The organism is Kingella oralis (assembly GCF_014054985.1).
GTDB lineage: Bacteria > Pseudomonadota > Gammaproteobacteria > Burkholderiales > Neisseriaceae > Kingella_B > Kingella_B oralis.
This window is the reverse complement of the sequence record NZ_CP059569.1, coordinates 1467209-1488529: the sequence shown is the minus strand read 5'-3', so window position 1 is coordinate 1488529 and position 21321 is coordinate 1467209. Positions and strand designations below refer to the sequence as shown.

Sequence of the window (21321 nt, the reverse complement as noted above, 5' to 3'; positions counted from 1 at the left end):
ATATTTACCTTTTAAAGCCAAGCACTTAGCTTGACACAACACGCTAATATCATTACGATGCGAACCTATTTTTTCGCACGAACACCCTCCCGTCAATATGAAAACCATAAAAAACATTGCCCTAGCCGTCAGCAGCCTATTCATCCTCCCCACCCTAGCGCACGGCGAAACTTACAAACCAGCCCAAACGGGCGCGGCAATGATGCAACTGCAAAACACCCCGTTCAGCAAAAACCCCATCGCCACCTTCCTATCAGGCGGCAGCGTATGGGACAACCTGCGCAAAAACTTCCGCATGCAAGAAGTCAATTCAGGGCTGGTGCGCAGCCACGAAAGCAAATTCGCCCAAAACAGCGCCTATTTCAACCGCACCATCCAGCGCAGCACCCCCTATATGTATTACATCACCGACGAAGTCAAAAAACGCAATATGCCCGCCGAAGTCGCCCTATTGCCGTTTATTGAAAGCGCGTATGTAACCAAAGCGCGTTCGCACGTCGGCGCATCGGGCTTGTGGCAGTTCATGCCCGCCACAGGGCGGCACTACGGGCTGGAACAAACCCCGCTCTACGACGGGCGGCACGATGTGCACGCCGCCACCAATGCCGCGCTCAACTATCTGCAATATCTTTACGGCTTATTTGGCGACTGGTCGCTTGCGCTTGCCGCTTACAACTGGGGCGAAGGCAACGTAACCCGCGCCGTCAACCGCGCCATCGCCCAAGGCCTTCCCCCCACCTACGAAAACCTGAAAATGCCCGCCGAAACGCGCAACTATGTGCCCAAGCTGCTCGCGGTGCGCAATCTGGTGAACAACCCCGGCGCATTCGGCCTAAAACTGCCCGAAATCAAATCCGAACCCTATTTCAAAACCGTCAACGTGAAAGCCCCGCTGGACATCCGCGCCGCCGCGTTTCTCGCCAACATCCCCGAGAGCGAATTCCTTGCCCTGAACCCCGCCTTCAAAACCCCCGTGTTCATCCCCAAAGGCAACAGCCGCCAAATGCTGCTGCCGATTCAGGCTGCCAAAACCTTTGAAAGCAACTACAAAAATTCCGACCTGAACACGCTGCTATCGTGGGACGTTTACACCCCCAACAGCCGCATCTCCCTGCAAGACATCGCCGCCCAAACAGGCAGCAGCATCAGCGAAATCCAACGGCTCAACGGCATCCGCTCCGCCTATCTGGAAGCAGGGCGCACCATTTTGGTGAACAAAAACCGCGCCTCAGGCATCAAGCCCGCCTCAGAATTTGCCAAAGCCGATTTTGACCCTGTGCCCGATACGTTTAAAGAACAAGCGCCTGTGCTGGGCAAGGGCGTAGCCAATATGGCGACTTCTGCGCCAACCACTGCCAGCTTCCCCGCGCCCACGCCCGTAGTGCTTGCCACGCCGCATCCCGATGCCTTCAAGCAGCCTGAAAAACCTGCGATTGTGGTTACGCAAAACAGCATAAGGCAGCCTGAAAAAGCCAATGTAACCACAACCGTGGTCGCCCAAGACAACAAGCAGCCTGAAAAAACCACCATCCCCACCACGCCCGTTGTGGTCTTCAAACCGCACGCGCAGCCTGAAAAAGCAACCAGCGTTGCCCAAAACAGCAAGCAGCCTGAAACGCCCGCGATTGTGGTTACACAAAACAGCGTTAAGCAGCCTGAAAATGCCATCGTCGCCAGCACAGCCACGCAGCCTGAAACGCCAGCCAGCGCCAGCGATGTAGCCCATGCTGTTGCCAGCAACGAAAAGCAGCCTGAAACCGCCCATCATGCCGACAACACCGCCGAAGACGAACTCATGCAGCTTGCCCGCGCTTCGCAAGAGCGCATCCGTGCCGCCGAAGCCGCCAAGGCAAATCACGCCAGCGAAGCAGTTAAAGCCAGCCTAGCGCAATCCGAAGCGCAAGAAGCCCGCGCCCGCGCCACCAGCGAACAGCGTGCTGCCAAAGAGCGCCAACGCCAGCAGCAACTTGCCGCCGAAAAAGCCAAAGCGCCCGTTGCCAAAGCCGAAGCTCCCACCAGCACACACAAAGTCAGCAACGGCGACACCTTATACAGCATCGCCAAACGCTACAACATGGATGTAAACGAGCTCGCCGCGCTCAATAAAATCAAAGGCAACAACATCAAAACAGGGCAAACGCTGAAAGTCGCCAGCAACGCACATTCCAGCAAGCCTCAGCTGGTTAAAGCCGTCGCCAAAGGCAAAGCCGAAACCAAAGCACACGATAACCGCGAAAGCGACAGCCGCCACAAAAACGCCAAGCCCGACAACAAAAAGGACAGCAAAAACGACAATAAACAAAGCGCGCGCAAACCCGAAGCCGCCAAAAAAGACAAAGCCAAAAGCGAAAAACCCGCCGCCAAAACACAACGCAAAAAATAAGCCCAGCATACGCGTTATCCCAAAGGCAGCCTGAAAGCGAGTTTACGTGCTTCTGCGAAGCTAAAACAGCATTGCAAGCCAAGCAACACCAACACTTGCCGCGCCACCTTTTTCAGGCTGCCTTATCCAGTCGGATTCCCATCCGACTTTTTTATTGCCCAACCGCTTGTGTCGCGCAAATCCCCACAATCCCACGCCGCAATGTAAATAAACTTGTTGCCCACGCTAACAAAAGTTTACAATCCCCGCATTCAGGCTGCCCATCCAAAGGCAGCCTGAAAAACACCCTAAGGACACGCCATGCCACTAAACATCCCAATATACCTTACATGGGCGCGCATACTGCTTATCCCCATATTCACCGCCCTGTTTTATCTCCCCGCAAACTGGTTCACCCCCCAAGCCATCAACATCGCCGCCGCTGCCACCTTCGCCGCCGCAGGCATCACCGACTGGTTAGACGGCTTTCTCGCCCGCTATCTCAAACAAACTTCCGATTTTGGCGCATTTTTAGACCCCGTTGCCGACAAGCTCATGGTCGCCGTCGCCCTAATTTTATTGGTCAAACTAGACCGCACGCTCGCCATCTACGCCATGATCATCATCGGACGCGAAATCACCATTTCCGCCCTGCGCGAATGGATGGCACAAATGGGCAAACGCAACAGCGTCGCCGTCGCCTATATCGGCAAACTGAAAACCGCCGCCCAAATGGCCGCCATTTTCGCCCTGCTGTTGCACGAAATTCCGCTATGGGGCGTGCAACTTTCATTCATCGGCAACGCGTTAATGTTTATCGCTTCCGTGCTCACCGTTTGGTCCATGTGTTACTACCTTAAAATGGCTTGGCACGAATTCAAATAATTTTACAAACCAACTTGACACAAAAACAGAAGTCGCTATAATGGCGGCTTCTTTGCTTTTAGCGCAAAGACAAAGCGGGAATAGCTCAGTTGGTAGAGCGCAACCTTGCCAAGGTTGAGGTCGCGAGTTCGAGACTCGTTTCCCGCTCCAATTTTTTTGCTTCATCAAACAGGGCGGGAATAGCTCAGTTGGTAGAGCGCAACCTTGCCAAGGTTGAGGTCGCGAGTTCGAGACTCGTTTCCCGCTCCACTTCTGCTTGATGATGTTCACGCGGGAATAGCTCAGTTGGTAGAGCGCAACCTTGCCAAGGTTGAGGTCGCGAGTTCGAGACTCGTTTCCCGCTCCAAATTCTAGTTGTTTATCCCATTATCAATAAACAATTCAATATTTTGGGCGAGATAGCAAAGTGGTTATGCAGCGGATTGCAAATCCGTCTACGCCGGTTCGATTCCGACTCTCGCCTCCATCTTAATTTATGGCGGAGTGGCAGAGTGTTTATGCTGCGAAAGGTGCAACTTTCGTATAGGTCGGTTCAAATCCGTGCCTCCGCCTCCAATTAGTTAGTGTCCATTAGCCCGAGTGGTGGAATTGGTAGACACAACGGACTTAAAATCCGTCGTTCCTAATACGAACGTACCGGTTCGATTCCGGTCTCGGGCACCAAGCATCAATAAAACTACTACTCATTCGGGTAGTATTTTTTTTATCTAAATTTGCCTGTTGGCGGATGATTGCGCGCCCGAAAATTAGAGCGCATGGGTTGGATGATGAAGATAATGGCAACGAATAAACCCGCATAAAAGGCAGCCTGAAAATGGAGTTTCCCTTTTTTCAGGCTGCCTCAATTATCATGTGGGCAGGGTAAGCAAATTGCTGCGAACAACTGTGCTGCTTTTTGTTCAACTACTTGCGCTCGTTTCGTGCCGCGCAATGCTCGCAGCGCCGTAGAAAACTGTTTACGATAGCAAATAGCATTTCGCCCAGCCATTCGCAAATCAGCGCAATGAAATAGTAGGCAGCCTGAAAACGTGTTTTGAAATGCAGCTTGTCTCGCCAAACCATGCCACATCCATTTTCAGGCTGCCTTCATCCCACCAACCATAACCCCAAAAGGAGTCGCCATGAGCATCAAAGATTGGGCTGCTAGCGAGCGCCCGCGCGAGAAACTGTTGGAACGCGGCGCAAGCGCGTTAAGCGATGCCGAATTGCTGGCGATTTTGTTGCGTGTGGGCACGCAGGGCATGAGTGCGGTGGATTTGTCGCGCTCGCTGCTGGATGCCTACGGCGGCTTGGGCGGCGTGATGCACGCGTCTGCCGCCGAGCTGGGCAAACACAAGGGCATGGGCTTGGCTGCCTACGCCCAGTTTGCCACCGTGTTGGAAATTGGGCGGCGCGTCTTGGGCGAGGAATTGCGCCAAGCCTCGCTGTTGAACACGCCGCAAGCGGTGGGCGATTATTTGCGCCTGCGCATTGGGCATGAGCGCGTGGAAATCAGCTTCGCGCTGTTTTTGGATGCCAACAACCACCTGCTCGCCGCCGAAGAAATCGCGCGGGGCACGTTGTCCGAAAGCGTGGCTTATCCGCGCGAAATCGCCCGTTTTGCCCTGCAACACCACGCCGCCGCCGTGATTTTTGCTCACAACCACCCATCAGGCAGCCTGAAACCATCGCCCGCCGATTTTGCCTTTACCCAACGCCTCCATGCCGCGCTTGCCCTGTTGGATATTGTGTTGCTGGATCACATCATTGTTACCGCTGCTGCCACCGTATCGTTTACCCAGCAAGGCTGGTTACAGCCTTTTGAGGCAGCCTGAAAAGAAATTTAGTACAATCCCCCTCCTTTCTTTGCACAAGCCAACGCCATGACTCAACACCAAGCCCGCAAACGCTTTGGGCAAAATTTCCTGCAAGATACTCGCATCATCACCGACATCGTCAACGCGGTTCGCCCGCAAGCTGATGATATTGTGATAGAAATTGGACCAGGGCTTGCCGCGATTACCGAGCCGCTTGCCCGCAAGCTCAATCAATTGCACGTTTGCGAAATTGACCGCGACATCATCAATCATCTGAAAAAACAGCCATTTGCCAACAAGCTGGTGATCCATGAGGGCGATGTGTTGAATTTTGATTTTCGCAGCATTGCTGGACGCAAAAAAATCGTGGGCAACCTGCCCTATAATATTTCCACCCCGCTGCTGTTTAAGCTGGCAGAAGTGGCGGATGAAGTGATTGATATGCACTTCATGCTGCAAAAAGAAGTGGTTGAGCGCATGGTTGCCGCGCCCAAAACCAACGACTACGGGCGGTTGAGCGTGATGCTGCAATACTTTTTTGATATGGAAAGCCTGATTGATGTGCCGCCTGAAAGTTTTATCCCTGCGCCCAAAGTGGATTCGGCGGTGGTGCGCATGATTCCCGTGGCAGGGCGCATCGGCATCGCGCGGGATTTTGCCCGATTTGCCGATTTGGTGCGCTTGGCGTTCCATCAACGGCGCAAAACGCTGCGCAATAATCTGAAAGGCGTTGCCAGCGATGAGGATTTGCAAGCGGTCGGCATTTTGCCCGCGCAACGGGCGGAAGAAGTGGCGGCGGAAAAATATGTGGCGTTGAGCAATTGGCTGGCGGATAAATGATTTTCAGGCTGCCTGATATGTTGAAAAACGCGATTAAATCAGCCCATTATCTTTCTGTCTTGCTGCCTGTGTGCTGGTTGCTGTGGGCTTGGCATCGCGGCGGCGCGATAGCGCTTGCCCTGCATTTTCCGCTGGCGGCGGCAGGTTTTTTGATGCTGAACAATGCTTTTACCATGCCGCTGTCTGCCATTTATTCGCAGCGATGTGATGCCGAACCGCGCCATTTTTCCAGCGTGCCGTTGGTAGGCGAAATCATGATTTATATTTTTAAAATGGCGGCGGGGCAAGCGCAAAAATGGCAGCCGAGCCACGATTGGCTGGATGTGTCGGTTTGGATTTTGCTGCCGCCGGCAGTGGCATCTTGGCTGATTGCGCCGTGGCTGTGGCATCGTTTGGTAAAATGATTCGCTTGCACGGTAGGCAGCCTGAAAACCGTAAATACTTAATTTTTCATTCATACAACACGGAAGTTTTAAACCATGACCAACCAAATCAACCCTCAGAAACTCATGCTCAGTTTCAAAGCCGTAAACAAGCATTTCGGCAGCAACCATGTGATTAACAATGTGAATTTGGACATCCACCAAGGCGAAGTGGTGGTGGTGTGCGGGCCTTCGGGCAGCGGCAAATCCACGCTGATTCGCACGGTGAACCAGTTGGAAAAAATTGAAAGCGGCGAAATTTGGGTGGACGGCGTAAACGTTGCCGATTCCAAAACCGATTTGAACAAAATCCGCACCGAGGTGGGCTTTGTGTTCCAGCATTTCAATTTGTATCCGCATTTAACGGTGTTGGAAAACATCACCTTATCGCCGATTAAGGTGAAAAACATGGATGCCGCCGCTGCTGAAAAGCTGGCGATGGAATTGTTGGATAAAGTGGGTTTGGCGCACAAAAAAGACGCTTATCCCACCGAGCTGTCGGGCGGGCAGCGGCAGCGCGTGGCGATTGCGCGCGGTTTGGCGATGCAGCCTGCGGTGATGCTGTTTGACGAGCCGACTTCCGCGCTTGACCCCGAAATGGTGGGCGAGGTGTTGAAGGTGATGAAGGATTTGGCGCAGTCGGGCATCACCATGATGTGTGTTACGCATGAGATGGGCTTTGCACGCGAGGTGGCGGATCGGATTATTTTCTTGGACCACGGGCAGATTTTGGAAGACCGCAAGCCCGATGAGTTTTTTGAGCATCCGCAAACGGAGCGCGCGAAGCAGTTTTTGAGTCAGATTATGTCGCATTGATTGCAGATTAAAGAGGCAGCCTGAAAACGTGTGATGGCGTTTTCAGGCTGCTTTTTTTGGTTTTTCCGAACTGCGTTTCAGGCTGCCTATGCGGCGGGCGCGACGTCTACCGCGCTTGAAACTTCTTCAACCGCAGCGCGTTGCCCAGCACCGACACGGAACTCATCGCCATCATCGCGCCTGCAATCACGGGCGTGAGCAGCCCAAAGGCAGCGAGCGGGATGCCGAGGATGTTGTAGATAAAGGCGAAAAACAGGTTTTGCTTGATGTTTTTCAGCGTGGCGCGGGCGATGAAGATGCCGTCTGCCAACTGGTTCACCGATTGGCGCACCAGCACGGCATCGGCACTGTGTTCGGCAATATCGGTGCTGCCGCGCACGGCAAAGCCTACGTCTGCCAGCGCGAGGGCGGGTGCGTCATTGATGCCGTCGCCCACCATCGCCACGCTGCGCCCTTGTGCTTTGAGTTGGGCGATGAAGTCGGCTTTGCTGCGCGGCGATTGGTTGCCGTGGGCGTGTGGGCTGTCTATGCCGAGCGCGTTGGCGATGTGCGACACGGTGGCGGCATTATCGCCGCTGAGGATGTACACGCCGATGCCGTGCGCGTGCAGGCGGGCGATGGCTTCGGCGCTGTCGGGTTTGAGCGGGTCGGCAAGGGCAAACGCGCCTGCGGCTTCGCCGTTGATGGATACGGCGACAAGGCTGGCGATTTGCCAGATGTCGTTTTCAGGCTGCCCATTTTCAGGCTGCCCTTGTTGCCAAACCGCCTGCATGTCTAGGTTGGCAAAATCGGGCTTGCCCACTTTCACCAAGCCGATGCCCGCCACTTGTGCTTGCAAGCCTGCGCCTGCTTCGGTTTCAGGCTGTGTGGCGGTGGGGATGGCGATGCCGCGCTCGGCGGCGTGCGACACAATGGCTTTGGCAAGCGGATGGACGGCGTGTTGCTCCACGGCGGCGGCAGCCTGAAACAGCGTATCTTCGCTGATATTCGGCGCAGTCCAGATGGCGGCGATGTCGGGCTTGCCTTGGGTGAGCGTGCCTGTTTTGTCCAGCACCACGGTGTCAATATGCCCCGCTTGCTCCATGGCGGCGGCGTTTTTGAACCACACGCCATGGCGCACGGCAACGCCCATGCCTGCCATGATGGCGGCGGGCGTTGCCAAGCCCAGCGCGCAGGGGCAAGCCACCACCAGCACGGCAACGGCGTGCACAAGGGCTTTGGTTGCGCTGCCTGTAAACAGCCATGTGGCGATAAAGGTAAGCGCGGCGATGGATAAAACGGTGGGCACAAATACGGCGGCGGCTTTATCTGCTAGCCGCGCGATGGGGGCTTTGCTGCCTTGCGCGTCTGCCAGCGCGTTCATCATGTCGCCCAGCAGCGTGTTGCTGCCCAACTGCTCGGCGCGGTAGTCCACGCTGCCCGATAGGATAGACCCCGCCAGCACTTTGCTGCCTGCGGTTTTGTAAACAGGCTGGCTCTCGCCTGTTAAATGGCTTTCGTCTGCCCACGCTTCGCCCGATAGCACCACGCCATCCGCCGCGATGCGCTCGCCTTGCACGGCGCGCAGTGTGTCGCCGATTTGCACGTTTTCCAGCTTTTCAGGCTGCCATTGCGTGCCGCGCAACACGGTTACTTGGCGCGGCGTAAGCTGCATCATCAGCCCCAAGCTGTTCAGGCTGCCGCGTTTGGTGCGCTCTTCCAAAAATTTGCCCAGCGACACAAACGCAATCACCATCACGCCCGCTTCAAAGTAAACATGATGCACGGGATGACCTGCCAACATCATGCCGATGGAATAGAGATAAATCGCCAGCGTGCCGATGGAAACCAGCACATCCATATTCGCCAAACCGCCGCGCACGCTGGCGATGGCGCTTTTATAAAATGGAATCGCCAGCCAAAGCTGCACGATGCTGGCAAGGGCAATTTGCAGCCAAGCGGGCGGCATCAGCGTGTGAACGCCAAACAGCATGCCCACCATGCCGAGCATAAACGGCGCGGCAAGAATCAGCAGTAGCCAAGTACGCCAATGGCTGCGCCATAGGTTTGCGTTTTCAGGCTGCATTTCGGGCAGCGCGCTGGTTTTAAGGGCAGCCTGATAACCTGTTTTCTGGATGATTTGCATCAGCTCTTCGGGCGTGGTTTGCGCGTCGTCGTATTCTACTTGCGCGGTTTCGCCCGCAAAGTTCACGCTGGCGTTGGCAACGAAATCTTTTTTGTTGAGCACTTTTTCAATGCGGCTGGCGCAGGCTTGGCAGGTCATGCCGTCAATTTGCAAATTGATGTGTTGGGTGGACATTTTGCTTCCCTTTGTGGATTAGATGGCGACAAGCGTAAGGGTTTACTCGGGGGTAGGGTCAAGAGGCAGCCTGAAAATGCTGTTGGGGGTGGTTTCAGGCTGCCTTTTATGCGCGGATTATTGAAACAGCCGTTGCAAGCGTTTTTTCAAACGCGGCAGCTCGTCTTGGCAATAGGCGGCGTTTTTTTGCTCGCGCGCTTCGCTGGAATCGGATGGGCTGATTTTGTATCGGCTCGCCAGCAGCCGTTCCATCTTGTTTTCTTCGGCGTTAAACCATGCTTTTTCTATTTCGCGCGTCATACCCAGCTTTTTGCAGGCATCCAAATAGTCTTCGTTTGCTGGGGCGAATCTTGTAACCAGTTCTTCCAGCTCGGCATCTTGGGTTTTTTCGCAAGCGATGGCAACGGCGTAAACCTGCACCATGTTTTGGGCGTGCGCCTTGCAGTCGTTTAAATTGACAGGCGGTTTTGCTTGGATAAACGGCGCGGCAAGCAGCAGCGCGGCGAGGATAAGTGGTTTGGGCAGGGCGAACATTTTGGGTTTCCTTGTTTACGGTTGAGGCAGCCTGAAAACGGTTTGGGCGTTTCAGGCTGCCTGAAAATCCGTCTCCCAGTCAAAGGGGTAAACGCGCTCGGGCGGCAGCAGGGCTTGCGCGGCGGCAAGGTTGTCTTGGGCGATAAGCGCGTGGATTTCTTGCACCACATCGGTGATTTCGCTGATGTTCTGTATCCATTCGTTGACATAGCGCGGCACGGCTTCGCCTGTTAGCCCGATTTGGATGCTGCGGTGTGGCAGCGGTTCTAGTTTCAGGCTGCGTTCGGGGTCCCATTGGATGCGCACGGGGTGGGCGGCTTTGGTTTGCTGCCATGTTGCGCTGTCCATGCCGGCGGGCGGGTGGCTGAGGCAGGCGTGGTGCAATGCCCATTCAAAGCCGCTGCGGCTGATGTCTATCGCTAGAATGCGTTTTTGGTTGTCGTCTTTGCCGCCCCAGCCTGCGCGGTACATCATCCATAAGAAAGACGGCTTAATCCACGTCATGCGTTCCATTTTGAACGGCGGCGATACGAACCGCCCCGCCGCCAGCGCGGTATCGGCGATGGCGTCGCTGTATGCCTGATAGACGCGGATGGTGGTGTCGGTGTACACGGCGCGGATTTGTTTGGGCGGGGTGGTCATGTTGTTGTTTCCTGATTGGTTGGGAGGCAGCCTGAAAAACGGTTTGGGCGTTTCAGGCTGCCTTAGTTATGGTTTGTATTTGGCTTTTCAGGCTGCCTCAATGCAATCCCAACTGGTTTTGGTGTTGGCGGCAATGTCGCGCGTTACCCGTTTGCCGATTAGGTCGTCATAACACTTGGGCGGCAAGCCGTAGCCGGGGCGCACGCTGCGGATGCAGGTTGCGTCGATGGTGTCGCCCGCTTTCATGTCGCGCACGAAATACAGCGAGCGGCGAAATTGCGCGTTGCCTTGTTCGCTGGATTTTAAGCCGTATTCCACGCGCCCCAAGGCTTGCCATGCGGTTTTGCTGTCGCGGCAAAGCGCGGCTAAATCGGCGGGTTCTAGCGAGAAGCTGTCGTCTGCGCCGCCGCCGTTGCGATCCAGCGTGAAATGTTTTTCTATCACGCATGCGCCCAAGGCAACGCTGACGATGGCGGTGGTGTTGTCGAGCGTGTGGTCGGACAGCCCGACGAGTGTGCCGTAGCGGGCGGCCATATCGGGCAGGGTGCGCAGGTTGTAATCGGCGGCGGGGGCGGGATAGCCGCTCACGCAATGCAGCACAACGAGCTGGGTGCAGCCGTTGTCTTGCGCGGTGGCGATGGCTTCGGCGATTTCGTTGGCATCCGCCATGCCGGTGGAGATAATCATGGGCTTGCCGGTTTGGGCGACGTGGCGGATGAGCGGCAAATCGATGGCTTCAAACGAGGCGATTTTGTAGGCGGGGGCGTTCAGGCTTTCCAGCAAATCGACGGCGGTGAAGTCAAAAGGGGAGCTGAAAATGGTGATGCCGATTTCGCGGGCGTAGTCAAACAGGGGCGCGTGCCAATCCCACGGCATGTGGGCTTTTTGGTAGAGCTCGTGCAGCGATTGCCCGTGCCACAGCCCGCCGTTAATCATGAATTCGGGGGCGCGGCTGGGGAGCGTGATGGTGTCGGCGGTGTAGGTTTGGATTTTGACGGCATCGGCGCCTGCGGCTTTGGCTTCGTTGATGATGCGCAAGGCGGTTTTCAGGCTGCCGTTATGGTTGGCGGACATTTCGGCGATGATGTAGGGGGGGTGGTTGTTGCCGATGGGGCGGTGGTTGATTTGCATGGTGGGAATGTTAAGAAAAGAAAATGAGATTTTAGCGTGTTTGGGGGTTTTCAGGCTGCCTATTTGGGAGGACAACCAAGATAGTAGGCAGCCTGAAAACAGAGTTTTGTGAAGTCAAGATGGCGTTGGCTGTGCTTCGTTTTATGTTTCTGATGGATTGGGCTTTGCGCCTTATCGCGGCGCGGGCGACTTACTTTCTTTGCTTCGCCAAAGTGTGAACCTGCATTCATCATCCACGCGACAGCTTTTGCGTCCTAAAAATATGGCTACGGCGTTGCAAATGCTTGCAAGGTGCCCAACCTTGCTGCGCTTTGCGCCTTGTATTCATGCTTTTATGCCGCAAAAGCTGTCGCGTGGACAATGAATACAGGTTGAATACAGGTTCAAAGCAAAAGAAAGGCGACCCCGACGTGCAGGTCTGCTTCGCAGACTTCCCTCACTGCGCATCCTTTTTTCGGCGCGTGCGAACTAGCCGCACTTCGTGCGTCGTCGAACAAGCGCACGCTTTTTTCCGAAAAAAGGATGCTCCATTCGGCTGGACGTAGGGGAATGGGCAGTAGCATTAAACATTTGTGAAGCGTTAGGCAGCCTGAAAGCCAATCTATTCAGCAAAAAACCGCGTGGTAAAACACCAAGCGGTTTTGTTTTTCAGGCTGCCTTTGGCGTTCCACGAAAATTTCCCACTTTCGCCCCAACAATTTACACCCGACAATTTGCGGCAGCCCGCCCGCTTGTATTACAATTCTTAACAGTAGCGTTTGGCAGCTTTCAGGCTGCCTCAATTCTTTTAAGGACGTTTTATGTATAACAAAGATATTGCTTGCTTTTCGCAAGATGGGTTGGTGAACGCCGTGCATTGCGCGGTGAACACCGTTAGCGAGCCGCTTTGGGCGTGGCTGTTGTGGCTGCTGTTGGGCGTGGGCGTGTTTTTCAGCGTTACCACGGGCTTGGTGCAGTTTCGCCTGTTTGGACGCAGCCTGAAAGAGATTTCAGGCAGCCGCCAAGACCCGAACGACCCGCACGGGATTACTTCGTTCCAAGCGTTTGTAACGGGGCTGGCGAGCCGCGTGGGCACGGGCAACATTGCGGGCGTGGCGATTGCCATTTCCATGGGCGGCGCGGGCGCGGTGTTTTGGATGTGGCTGGTGGCGCTGATTGGCATGGCTTCGGCGTTTGCAGAATCATCGTTGGCGCAGCTGTATAAAGTGCGCGATAAGAAAACGGGCTTGTTTCGCGGCGGGCCGGCGTATTACATCGCGCACGGGCTGAACCTGCATTGGCTCTCGGTGCTGTTTTCGGTGAGCCTGATTGTGTGTTTTGGCTTTGTGTACCAATCCATCCAAGCCAATACTATTGTGCAGGCGGTGCAATCGGCGGCGAATATGACGGCGGAAGACGGCGTGTCGGCAGAAGTTTGGAACACTTATAAACACGCCATCGGCGCGGTGTTGGTGTTGCTGGCGGCGCCGATTATCTTTGGCGGCGTGCGGCGCGTGGCGAAGGTGGCAGAAGGCGTTGTGCCGCTGATGTCGGTGGTTTATTTGCTGGTAGCGCTGTATGTGATGATTGTGAACGCGGGCGAGATTCCGCGCGTGTTGGGCTTGATTTTTCAGGATGCGTTTAACAGCAAGGCGGTGGGCGGCGGCTTGCTGGGCGGCATCGTGTCGCAAGCAATGATGTACGGCATCAAGCGCGGCTTGTATTCCAACGAAGCGGGGCAGGGCTCTGCGCCCAATGCCGCGGCGGCGGCGGATGTGAAGCATCCCGTGTCACAAGGTTTGATTCAAATGCTGGGCGTGTTTATTGACACGATTGTGGTGTGTTCTTGCACGGCGTTTATCATTTTGCTGTCTAACGTGCCGATGAACACGGAGCTAAGCGGCATCCAGCTCACGCAAGCGGCGTTGGAAAGCCAAATTGGCGGCTGGGCGCAGCAATTTTTGGCGGTGGTGCTGTTTTTGTTTGCCTTCACCACGATTATTGGTAACTATGCCTATGCCGAAACCAATGTGAAATATTTGCACGGCAACCGCTTTGTGTTGCTGGTGTTCCGTTTGCTGATGCTGGGTTTTGTGTATTTTGGCGCGGTGGCGGAGATGCCTGTGGTGTGGGATATGGGTGATTTGACCATGGGCGTGATGGCGTTGATTAACCTGATTGCGATTGTGCTGATGTATAAAACGGTGTTGTTGCTGCTGAAAGATTACAGCGTGAAAGTGCGCCGCGGCATTAAAGAGCCTGAGTTTAAGCTGTCGGAGCATCCTGTGTTGAAACGGAAGATTAAGTCTAATATTTGGTGATGCTGTTGCGATGCAAAGGCAGCCTGAAAACGGTTTTTTGTTTTCAGGCTGCCTTTTTGTGTGGGGCGTTTGGGGGATGTTTTAGCTTCGCTTGTTTTGGCTTCGCCACTCCGCTTCGCCACGCAGGCTGCCTTGTTTGCATGATTTGAGGCGGCCTGAAACTTTTGCATAACGCGCAACCGATGGAGCGTCGGCGGCTCGTCGACATTTGGGCAAACCAGTCATGCTCCGTTTGATTAGAGCCACTTGCACTTGGCGATGAGCCGCCGTGCCATTTTAGATTTCAGGCTGCCTTTGGGTGTTTGCGCGTACCCGAGGCAGCCTGAAACCGGATTTTGCAAGCCAAAAACAAACAACCGTTATCTCGCGATAACGGTTGTTGTGCTTAAAACGGCTGGAACTTATTTCTTCGCGGCGGCTTTCAAAATGCCGTACAGCTCGTCTTTCAGCGCCAATTTTTTCTGTTTCAACACAGCCACTTCGGCATCGGCGGTGGCGCTGGTAACGGGGTCGTTTTCCAAGCCGGCGATTTTGTCGTCCAGCTCGTTGTGCTCGTCAAACAAGCGGGCGAAGTGTGCGTCTTCTTGTTTCAATTTGCTGATTAGGTCGCGGAATTCTGGGAACATGGTCAAATCCTTTGCTAAGGGTGGAGAAATCTTGTTTTCTTGTTAGCATTTTATAACAAAGCCCCTTGTTTTGCCATACAATAGCCGGCGATTTTTTACAAAAGGACCGGCAATGTTAGCAAAATTTATCACTTTGGACGGCATCGACGGCGCGGGCAAAACCACGCAGTTAAACGTGATTCGCGATTGGTTTGCCGCGCAAGCGCTGCCCGTGCTGTTTACGCGCGAACCGGGCGGCACACCGCTGGGCGAGGCGTTGCGCGCTTTGCTGCTCAACCCCGCCACCCAAGTTTCGCTGCACACGGAAACGCTGCTGATGTTTGCGGCGCGGCGGCAGCATTTGGAGGATGTGATTTTGCCTGCGCTGGCACGGGGTGTGAGCGTGGTGTCCGACCGCTTTACCGATGCCACATTTGCCTACCAAGGCGGCGGGCGCGGTTTGCCCGATGGGCAGATTGAAATATTGGAAAACTGGGTGCAGGGCAGCCTGAAACCCGATTTAACGATTTTGCTGGATGTGCCGCTGGCGGTATCGTTGCAGCGGATTGAGCGCAGCCGCGAGAAAGACCGCTTTGAGCAGGAAGAGGCGGATTTTTTCACGCGCGTGCGCGAGGCGTATTTGCGCCGTGCGGCGGCTGCGCCTGAGCGTTATGCGGTGGTGGATAGCAATCGGGATAAGGCGGTGGTGCGCGGGGAGATTGAAGGGGTGTTGGATGGGGTGTTTGGGGTGGATAAGGCAGCCTGAAATATGGGTTTACAGCGTTTCAGGCTGCCTTTGGGCAATGGCGGCAAAGGTTGGGCTACACGGGGTGCAGGGGCTTGCTCCTGCTCGTGGTAAGCGGCGAAACGCTTGCTCTGGCAAAACTTAACAAATGGATGGGTAAACAAAAAACGCTGGCGGATAACCAGCGTTTTGTTGTTTATGGTGAACGCCAACCTGTGCGGCATCAGGCAGCCTGAAACGCTTGTTTGAGCGTGGCGACCACGGTGTCTTGCTCGGCTTCGCTAAGGTCAAAATACAGCGGCAGGCTGATGGCGCGGGCGTAGTAGGCTTCGGCGGCGGGGAAGTCGCCTTGCTGAAAGCCGAAGCGTTGGCGGTAATAGGGCTGGGTGTGCACGGGGATGTAGTGCACATTTGCGCCGATGCCGTGGCTTCGCAGGTAGTCGAATATTTGCCGGCGCGTTTTGCCGCTTTCAGGCTGCATATTTTCAGGTTGTATTTGGACGGGGTAGAGATGCAGGGCGGAGCGGTTGTCGGGATGGCGGTAGGGCAGGGTAAGGGGCAGGTCGGCGAGCAGGGTGTCGTAGCGCTCGGCGAGCGCGTGGCGGCGGGCAACAAATTCGTCCAGCCGCGTCATCTGGCTCACGCCGAGGGCGGCTTGTAGCTCGGTCATGCGGTAGTTGTAGCCGAGGTCTATTTGTTGGTAGAACCATGCGCCGTCGGGTTCGCCGTGCATTTCGGCGGGATTGCGGGTGATGCCGTGGCTGCGTAACAGCGCCATTTTCTCGGCGAGTTCGGCGTGGTTGGTGAGGCAGGCGCCGCCTTCGGCGGTGGTGATGATTTTAACGGGGTGGAAGCTGAATACGGTGATGTCGCTGTATCGGCAGTTGCCGACTTTGCCGCCGCGGTAGCTGGCGCCGATGGCGTGAGAGGCGTCTTCGATGATTTTGAAGCCGTATTGTTGGGCGAGTTGGTGCAGGGCGGCCATGTCGCAGGGTTCGCCGCACAGGTGCACGGGGATGACGATTTTGGGCAGGCAGCCTGAAACTTGGGCTTGGCGCAGTTTGGCTTCTAGTGCAGGGATGGAGAGGTTAAGCGTGGCGGGGTCGATGTCCACAAAATCCACCGTTGCGCCGCAGTAGAGGGCGCAGTTGGCGCTGGCGACGAAGGTGATGGGCGTGGTCCATACGATGTCGCCCGGTTTTAAGCCGAGCGCGAGGCAGGCGATGTGCAGGGCGGACGTGGCGCTGTTCACGGCAACGGCGTGCGCGGCGCCGCAATAGCTTTTCAGGCTGCCTTCAAAGGCAGGCACCTGCGGCCCTTGGGTGAGAAAGTCGGATTGGAGCACGGAAACGACGGCGTCGATGTCGTCTTGTGAAATGGTTTGGCGGCCGTAGGGAATCATGGGGTGTCCTTTGGGGATTTTGCGGATGGGCTGAGTGGCATTGAACGGATGTGTTAGGCAGCCTGAAAAGCCGTTTGGGTGATTTTCAGGCTGCCTTTGGTCTTGGCTTCATTATGCAGGCTGCCTTTGGGGGGTGTGGCGTTTTCAGGCTGCTTAGGCGCGGGCGCGATGTGAGGCAGCCTGAAACTTTTCCCGCGCTCCTACGGCTTGCTGGCAAGCCGTGCGCTGGCAAAAGCAAACGGTTAATTCAAGTCAATCGCGGGATTATCGGCGGTCAAAATAGCTTGGCGCACAACGTTTGCGCCCAGTTCGGCTTGCGCGTGGCGGGCGATGTCGGCAAGCGCGGCTTCCAAATCGGCGCGGCGGCCGGCGTTGGGATATTCCAGCACGACAAACGCGCGGCGGCTGGTTGCTGTAATCATGGTGCGTTTGCCGTCGCGCCAGTTGAAGCAGCGGCACACTGCGCCTACATTGTCGGTGTAGCAGAGTTCGCCTGCCAGTGTGGGTGAATTTTCTTCGTCGCCGAGCGCGAAAAATTCGTCGCCGCCTTGGGTGATGTGCAGTTTCAGGTTACCTACAAAGGTGTCAATATCTTCCGCGCCGCAGGGCAAGCCGTATGTGAGGCTAGCGGCGTTGTAGATGTCCACCAACGGGTTGATGCTGCCTACGCCTTTGCCTTGCTCTATGCGTTTGAGCAGGGCTTCTATGCTGCTGCGCACGCCTTTTTTGGTTTTGAATTGCTGATAGGCTTCCCGCCACACGGCAACGGCGGGGTTTTGGCTTAGCTGTTCGGCGGTGAGATGCTTTTTGGCGGCGAGGTTGGCTTCTGCCAAAAGCTGTTTGATGGCGGGGCTGGATTCGCCTTGGTTGTTGATGTTGTCTAATATCAGCACGGCGAGCTGGGCTTGCGGGAACAGTTGCCAGAAGCTGGCATCGACGATGAATTGTTGGGTCATGGGGTTTCCTTTTTGGATGGATAATAATATGTGCGCCTTGCTCTGCTTGCGTTTTTAGGCTGCCTATTGTTTACGCGCAATAGGCAGCCTGAAAATCTGCTTTAAACCGTCTGCGAATACTTGGCTTTGGTTTCCTTATGCCGCAAGTAGTAATCAAAAATCATGGCGATGTTGCGAATCAAAAAACGCCCTTTCGGGGTAACTTTCAGGCTGCCCGTTTCAGGCTGCCATTCAATCAAGCCCAGCGCGGCGATGCGTTGCAAATCGGGGATTTCCTCGGCAAAGTAATCGGCAAAATCGGCTTGGTAATCCGCCAGTTCCAGCGCAAAGCGGCACATCAAATCTTGGATAATTTGGCGGCGCATCACGTCATCAGCATTCAGTTCATAGCCGCGCATCACGGGCAGTTTGCCCGCGTCCAAATCGGCGTAGTAATCGTTTAAATCGCGCTGGTTTTGGCTGTATGTGTTGCCAATTTTGCCGATGCTGCTCACGCCAATCGCCACCAAATCGCAATCGGCATAAGTGGAATAGCCTTGGAAATTGCGCTGCAAACGCCCTTCGCGCAACGCAATCGCCAGTTCGTCTTCGGGTTTGGCAAAATGATCCATGCCGATAAACACATAGCCGCGCTCGTCCAACAGCTTCACCGCGTATTGCAAAATATCCAATTTTTCTTCGCTTGATGGCACGGCGTTGGTGTCAATGCGCCGCTGCGGCTTGAAAATATGCGGCAGATGCGCGTAGTGATACAGCGCAAGGCGGTCGGGCGACAGCGAGAGCACGGTTTCCAGCGTGGGCTTGATGCTTGCCACCGATTGATGCGGCAGCCCGTAAATCAAATCCACGCTGATGGATTTGAACCCCGCTTCGCGCGCCGCTTCAATCACTTCGCGCGTTTCTTCCACCGTTTGGATGCGGTTTACGGCAGCCTGAACTTTGGGGTCAAAATCTTGAATGCCCACGCTCATGCGGTTAAAGCCCAGTTCGCCCAGTTTGAACACGCTTTCGCGGCTCACCTTGCGCGGGTCGATTTCAATGGAATATTCGCCGTCGGGCAGCAATTCAAAATGCTCGCGTATCATGCGGAACACGCGCTCCAACTGCGCGTCGCTCAAAAACGTGGGCGTGCCGCCGCCGAAATGAAGCTGGGCAAGTTTGTGCCTGCCGTGCAAATGCGGGGCGAGCAGCGCCATTTCTTTTTCCAGATAGGTTAAGTATTCGTCGGCTTTGCTGGTGTCTTTGGTGATGACTTTGTTGCAGCCGCAGTAATAGCAAATCACGTTGCAAAACGGGATGTGGACATAAAGCGAAACGGGTTTCAGGCTGCCTGAAAGCGTGTTTTCCAGCACGGAAACGTATTCAGGCTGCCTGAAACCGTCATGGAAGCGGTCGGCGGTGGGATAGGAGGTGTAGCGCGGCCCGCTGGCGGGCAGGCTGGCGATGAGTTCGCGGTCAAAGTCAAACAGCGTGGGTGTGTGTGGTGCGATGGTGATGGTTTTCATGGTGGTGGTTAAGTAAATAATTTTGCTTTTAATCAAATTTTGTTAAAATTGGTGTTGGCTTTACAAGTAATGTAAAGTTTTATCAATTAGACAATATAACTAGACCAACTAACTATTTAGGACTGCAAAGAATTATGTCAAGGCTGCCCATTTGCAAAACGCAATGCACACATTGTTCCTTAAAAGAAATCTGCATGCCCGTTGGGTTTCAGGAGGAGGATTTTAACCAAATTGGCGCTGTGTTGAAACAAAATCGCCGTGTAAAGAGAGGAGAATTCTTATTTCATGCGGGGGAAACGTTCACTTCTTTGTTTGCCATCCGCACGGGGTTTTTCAAAACGGCGGTGAGCACGCAAGACGGGCGCGACCAAGTTACGGGTTTTTTTATGTCGGGCGAATTGGTGGGCACGGACGGGATTTGCTTGGGCAAATATGCTTGCGACGCGGTGGCGCTGGAAGACAGCGAGGTGTGCGAGCTGCCATTTGACCAAATCGACGAGTTGAGCGAGAAAATCCCGCAGCTTTATCTGCACGTTTTGCGCTTGATGAGCCGCGAGATTGTGCGTAACCAAACGGTGATGCTGCTTTTGGGCAATATGCGGGCGGAAGAGCGGCTGGCGATGTTTTTGCTGAATTTGTCGGATCGTTTGTATGTGCGCGGTTTTGCGGCAAACGATTTTATTTTGCGGATGTCGCGCGAGGAAATCGGCAGCTATTTGGGGCTGAAACTGGAAACAGTGAGCCGCACGCTGTCTAAATTCAAGCAAGACGGCTTGATTGATGTGGAGCATAAGCATATCCGTATTTTGTTGCCGCGCGATTTGCAGGCGCTGGTTTCAGGCTGCCAAGAGCGGCGGGAGTATTAGGCTGTATTGCTCGTTAAGCATACGATAATTTTTGTTAAGATTTCTGTTTTTAGGTTAAAATTCAGGCTGCCTCGGAGGATTGAGGCAGCCTGAAAACGTTTTTACGGCTCGGATAGGAGCTTATGTTTACCTGTGAACAAGGACTGTTGGATGAATCAGTTTAATCAGAAAAAATTGGCTGGCGCGGTTTTGTGTGCGCTGTTGGCGTTGTCTTCGGCTGCGGGAATTGCGGCGAATCAGTCTGACAACGAGCCGAATACGGCGGGGCAATCGCAGTTGGAAAAAAGTGCCCAAGAGGCGGCGCGTAAGCATGCCAACCGAACCAAACAGGCGAATAACGGCAAGCAAGCCGAAAAAGCCGCCTCCAAGCCAGCCGAAGAAAACGGCGTGGATGAGGACACCATCAAAGGCCCCGCCACCATCCCTTTGGGCGCAGAAGGCAGCCTGAAACTGCCTGCGGGGATGTTGTTCATCAAAAAAGAGGCGGCGAATGCGCTGATGGTGGAACATGGCAACAGTTCTAATCCCAACCGCTATGGCTTGATATTGCCCGAGGTGAAAGAGGGCGAGGATGTTACTTGGTGGGTGGATTTGGATTATGTGGATTCGGGCTATATTAAAGACGATGACGCGAAAGAATGGGACACGGAAGCGATGCTCAACGAGCTTAAAGCGGGCAACGAAGAGCAAAATAAAGTGCGAAAATCCAAAGGGATAGCGGAAACGGAAACGCGCGGCTGGATTGAAAAACCGCAGTATGACGCGGCGACGCATCGTTTGATTTGGTCTATTGATGTGTATGAAAAAGGCGGCAAGGATGAAAACCCTGCGGTGAACTACAATACGTTTCAACTCGGCAGAAAGGGCTACATCAGCCTTACGCTGGTTACGGATTTGAAAGAAATTGACAAGATGAAACCTGTGGCGCGCGAGCTGTTGAGTAATATTGAGTTCAACCAAGGCTTGCGCTATGCGGACTTTAACGCAACCACCGATAAGGTGGCGGAATATGGTTTGGCGGCGTTGATTGGCGGCGTGGCGGCGAAAAAGCTGGGCTTGCTGGCGGTGATTGGCGCGTTTTTTGTGAAGTTTGGCAAGATTATTGCGCTGGCAGCGGTGGGCTTGGGCGCGGGGTTGAAGGGGCGGTTTGGGCGGAAGAAGGATAAGTAAGCGAGAGTGTTTTCAGGCTGCCTTTGGCGATTGAGGCAGCCTGAA

At 54.7% G+C, this 21321-nt stretch carries 20 protein-coding genes and 6 tRNA genes; 17 read left to right on the top strand and 9 right to left on the bottom strand.

The window, feature by feature from the left end:
- The first annotated feature begins 97 nt into the window (after positions 1-97).
- The 8 genes from H3L93_RS08005 (at position 98) to H3L93_RS07970 (ending at position 3910) form a co-directional block, all read left to right on the top strand.
- Positions 98-2383, top strand: coding sequence for a lytic transglycosylase (locus H3L93_RS08005; protein ID WP_003794368.1), 2286 nt, complete (start codon positions 98-100; stop codon positions 2381-2383).
- A 300-nt stretch (positions 2384-2683) separates the two neighbouring features.
- A complete protein-coding gene (gene pgsA / locus H3L93_RS08000; RefSeq protein WP_003794372.1) occupies positions 2684-3247 on the top strand; it encodes a CDP-diacylglycerol--glycerol-3-phosphate 3-phosphatidyltransferase in 564 nt (187 codons plus the stop codon).
- Between the two features lie 74 nt (positions 3248-3321).
- Positions 3322-3397 (top strand) — tRNA-Gly (locus H3L93_RS07995).
- A gap of 23 nt (positions 3398-3420) precedes the next feature.
- A tRNA-Gly gene (locus tag H3L93_RS07990) sits at positions 3421-3496 on the top strand.
- A gap of 21 nt (positions 3497-3517) precedes the next feature.
- A tRNA-Gly gene (locus H3L93_RS07985) sits at positions 3518-3593 on the top strand.
- A gap of 46 nt (positions 3594-3639) precedes the next feature.
- Positions 3640-3713: transfer RNA gene (locus H3L93_RS07980), tRNA-Cys, on the top strand.
- An 11-nt stretch (positions 3714-3724) separates the two neighbouring features.
- A tRNA-OTHER gene (locus H3L93_RS07975) sits at positions 3725-3802 on the top strand.
- 18 nt (positions 3803-3820) lie between these two features.
- A tRNA-Leu gene (locus H3L93_RS07970) sits at positions 3821-3910 on the top strand.
- Between the two features lie 240 nt (positions 3911-4150).
- Here H3L93_RS07970 and H3L93_RS07965 read toward each other — a convergent pair.
- On the bottom strand, positions 4151-4309 hold the full coding sequence (locus H3L93_RS07965) for a hypothetical protein (RefSeq protein ID WP_003794374.1): 159 nt from the start codon (positions 4307-4309) through the stop codon (positions 4151-4153).
- Between the two features lie 59 nt (positions 4310-4368).
- Here H3L93_RS07965 and radC point away from each other — a divergent pair, with 59 nt between their 5' ends.
- The 4 genes from radC to H3L93_RS07945 all read left to right on the top strand — a co-directional run bounded on the left by radC (position 4369) and on the right by H3L93_RS07945 (position 7121).
- A complete protein-coding gene (gene radC, locus H3L93_RS07960; RefSeq protein WP_003794376.1) occupies positions 4369-5061 on the top strand; it encodes a RadC family protein in 693 nt (230 codons plus the stop codon).
- Between the two features lie 48 nt (positions 5062-5109).
- Positions 5110-5883, top strand: coding sequence for a 16S rRNA (adenine(1518)-N(6)/adenine(1519)-N(6))-dimethyltransferase RsmA (gene rsmA / locus H3L93_RS07955; protein ID WP_003794378.1), 774 nt, complete (start codon positions 5110-5112; stop codon positions 5881-5883).
- Complete coding sequence (locus tag H3L93_RS07950; protein WP_003794380.1) at positions 5880-6287, top strand: hypothetical protein; 408 nt, start codon at positions 5880-5882, stop codon at positions 6285-6287. Before rsmA ends, H3L93_RS07950 begins: the two co-directional genes overlap by 4 nt.
- Before the next feature lie 105 nt (positions 6288-6392).
- Complete coding sequence (locus H3L93_RS07945; protein WP_040558345.1) at positions 6393-7121, top strand: amino acid ABC transporter ATP-binding protein; 729 nt, start codon at positions 6393-6395, stop codon at positions 7119-7121.
- 106 nt (positions 7122-7227) lie between these two features.
- Here the strand turns inward: H3L93_RS07945 and H3L93_RS07940 are convergent, their stop codons facing one another.
- From H3L93_RS07940 to pseI, 4 genes are all read right to left on the bottom strand, one after another.
- Positions 7228-9420 (bottom strand): heavy metal translocating P-type ATPase, encoded by a 2193-nt coding sequence (locus tag H3L93_RS07940; protein ID WP_003794385.1) that lies wholly within the window; start codon positions 9418-9420, stop codon positions 7228-7230.
- Between the two features lie 117 nt (positions 9421-9537).
- Complete coding sequence (locus H3L93_RS07935; protein WP_003794387.1) at positions 9538-9954, bottom strand: hypothetical protein; 417 nt, start codon at positions 9952-9954, stop codon at positions 9538-9540.
- 51 nt (positions 9955-10005) lie between these two features.
- Complete coding sequence (locus tag H3L93_RS07930; RefSeq protein WP_003794388.1) at positions 10006-10596, bottom strand: DUF4291 domain-containing protein; 591 nt, start codon at positions 10594-10596, stop codon at positions 10006-10008.
- Between the two features lie 87 nt (positions 10597-10683).
- Positions 10684-11802 (bottom strand): pseudaminic acid synthase, encoded by a 1119-nt coding sequence (pseI, locus tag H3L93_RS07925; RefSeq protein ID WP_246313965.1) that lies wholly within the window; start codon positions 11800-11802, stop codon positions 10684-10686.
- 545 nt (positions 11803-12347) lie between these two features.
- Here pseI and H3L93_RS13355 point away from each other — a divergent pair.
- The gene (locus tag H3L93_RS13355; protein WP_281364990.1) at positions 12348-12476 is read left to right on the top strand and encodes a hypothetical protein; all 129 of its coding nucleotides are present in this window, start codon (positions 12348-12350) and stop codon (positions 12474-12476) included.
- A gap of 51 nt (positions 12477-12527) precedes the next feature.
- Entirely contained in the window at positions 12528-14027 is a 1500-nt protein-coding gene (locus H3L93_RS07920) for an alanine/glycine:cation symporter family protein (protein ID WP_003794396.1), read from the top strand.
- A gap of 401 nt (positions 14028-14428) precedes the next feature.
- Here H3L93_RS07920 and H3L93_RS07915 read toward each other — a convergent pair whose 3' ends face one another.
- Positions 14429-14653 carry an HP1242/YdcH family protein gene (locus H3L93_RS07915; protein WP_003794400.1) on the bottom strand — a complete coding sequence of 75 codons (225 nt, stop codon included), beginning with the start codon at positions 14651-14653 and terminating at the stop codon, positions 14429-14431.
- 112 nt (positions 14654-14765) lie between these two features.
- Between H3L93_RS07915 and tmk the strand changes: the two genes are divergently transcribed.
- Positions 14766-15398: a dTMP kinase gene (tmk, locus tag H3L93_RS07910; protein WP_003794401.1), complete on the top strand. Its 633-nt coding sequence runs from the start codon at positions 14766-14768 to the stop codon at positions 15396-15398.
- Between the two features lie 202 nt (positions 15399-15600).
- Here tmk and pseC read toward each other — a convergent pair whose 3' ends face one another.
- From pseC to hemN, 3 genes are all read right to left on the bottom strand, one after another.
- On the bottom strand, positions 15601-16779 hold the full coding sequence (pseC, locus tag H3L93_RS07905; RefSeq protein WP_003794405.1) for a UDP-4-amino-4,6-dideoxy-N-acetyl-beta-L-altrosamine transaminase: 1179 nt from the start codon (positions 16777-16779) through the stop codon (positions 15601-15603).
- 242 nt (positions 16780-17021) lie between these two features.
- Positions 17022-17735, bottom strand: a complete 714-nt coding sequence (locus tag H3L93_RS07900; RefSeq protein WP_003794407.1) for a B3/B4 domain-containing protein — start codon at positions 17733-17735, stop codon at positions 17022-17024.
- Between the two features lie 101 nt (positions 17736-17836).
- Positions 17837-19240, bottom strand: a complete 1404-nt coding sequence (hemN, locus tag H3L93_RS07895) for an oxygen-independent coproporphyrinogen III oxidase (protein WP_003794409.1) — start codon at positions 19238-19240, stop codon at positions 17837-17839.
- Between the two features lie 194 nt (positions 19241-19434).
- On the opposite strand from hemN, the gene H3L93_RS07890 reads away from it, so the two are divergent.
- Both H3L93_RS07890 and H3L93_RS07885 read left to right on the top strand, forming a co-directional pair.
- Positions 19435-20106 (top strand): helix-turn-helix domain-containing protein, encoded by a 672-nt coding sequence (locus H3L93_RS07890; RefSeq protein WP_003794411.1) that lies wholly within the window; start codon positions 19435-19437, stop codon positions 20104-20106.
- Positions 20107-20256: 150 nt separating this feature from the next.
- Positions 20257-21276, top strand: a complete 1020-nt coding sequence (locus tag H3L93_RS07885; protein ID WP_003794414.1) for a DUF2167 domain-containing protein — start codon at positions 20257-20259, stop codon at positions 21274-21276.
- Positions 21277-21321: the final 45 nt, after the last annotated feature.

Bases quoted from the DNA above. Each gene is read 5' to 3' on its own strand.
- H3L93_RS07885 (WP_003794414.1), top strand. From the start codon at position 20,257: ATGAATCAGTTTAATCAGAAAAAATTGGCTGGCGCGGTTTTGTGTGCG.
- tmk (WP_003794401.1), top strand. From the start codon at position 14,766: ATGTTAGCAAAATTTATCACTTTGGACGGCATCGACGGCGCGGGCAAA.
- H3L93_RS07930 (WP_003794388.1), bottom strand. From the start codon at position 10,596: ATGACCACCCCGCCCAAACAAATCCGCGCCGTGTACACCGACACCACC.
- H3L93_RS07950 (WP_003794380.1), top strand. From the start codon at position 5,880: ATGATTTTCAGGCTGCCTGATATGTTGAAAAACGCGATTAAATCAGCC.
- H3L93_RS07920 (WP_003794396.1), top strand. From the start codon at position 12,528: ATGTATAACAAAGATATTGCTTGCTTTTCGCAAGATGGGTTGGTGAAC.
- H3L93_RS07935 (WP_003794387.1), bottom strand. From the start codon at position 9,954: ATGTTCGCCCTGCCCAAACCACTTATCCTCGCCGCGCTGCTGCTTGCC.
- H3L93_RS07900 (WP_003794407.1), bottom strand. From the start codon at position 17,735: ATGACCCAACAATTCATCGTCGATGCCAGCTTCTGGCAACTGTTCCCG.
- H3L93_RS07890 (WP_003794411.1), top strand. From the start codon at position 19,435: ATGCCCGTTGGGTTTCAGGAGGAGGATTTTAACCAAATTGGCGCTGTG.
- pseC (WP_003794405.1), bottom strand. From the start codon at position 16,779: ATGATTCCCTACGGCCGCCAAACCATTTCACAAGACGACATCGACGCC.
- pgsA (WP_003794372.1), top strand. From the start codon at position 2,684: ATGCCACTAAACATCCCAATATACCTTACATGGGCGCGCATACTGCTT.
- H3L93_RS08005 (WP_003794368.1), top strand. From the start codon at position 98: ATGAAAACCATAAAAAACATTGCCCTAGCCGTCAGCAGCCTATTCATC.
- H3L93_RS07940 (WP_003794385.1), bottom strand. From the start codon at position 9,420: ATGTCCACCCAACACATCAATTTGCAAATTGACGGCATGACCTGCCAA.
- H3L93_RS07915 (WP_003794400.1), bottom strand. From the start codon at position 14,653: ATGTTCCCAGAATTCCGCGACCTAATCAGCAAATTGAAACAAGAAGAC.
- radC (WP_003794376.1), top strand. From the start codon at position 4,369: ATGAGCATCAAAGATTGGGCTGCTAGCGAGCGCCCGCGCGAGAAACTG.
- rsmA (WP_003794378.1), top strand. From the start codon at position 5,110: ATGACTCAACACCAAGCCCGCAAACGCTTTGGGCAAAATTTCCTGCAA.
- hemN (WP_003794409.1), bottom strand. From the start codon at position 19,240: ATGAAAACCATCACCATCGCACCACACACACCCACGCTGTTTGACTTT.
- H3L93_RS07945 (WP_040558345.1), top strand. From the start codon at position 6,393: ATGCTCAGTTTCAAAGCCGTAAACAAGCATTTCGGCAGCAACCATGTG.
- H3L93_RS07965 (WP_003794374.1), bottom strand. From the start codon at position 4,309: ATGGTTTGGCGAGACAAGCTGCATTTCAAAACACGTTTTCAGGCTGCC.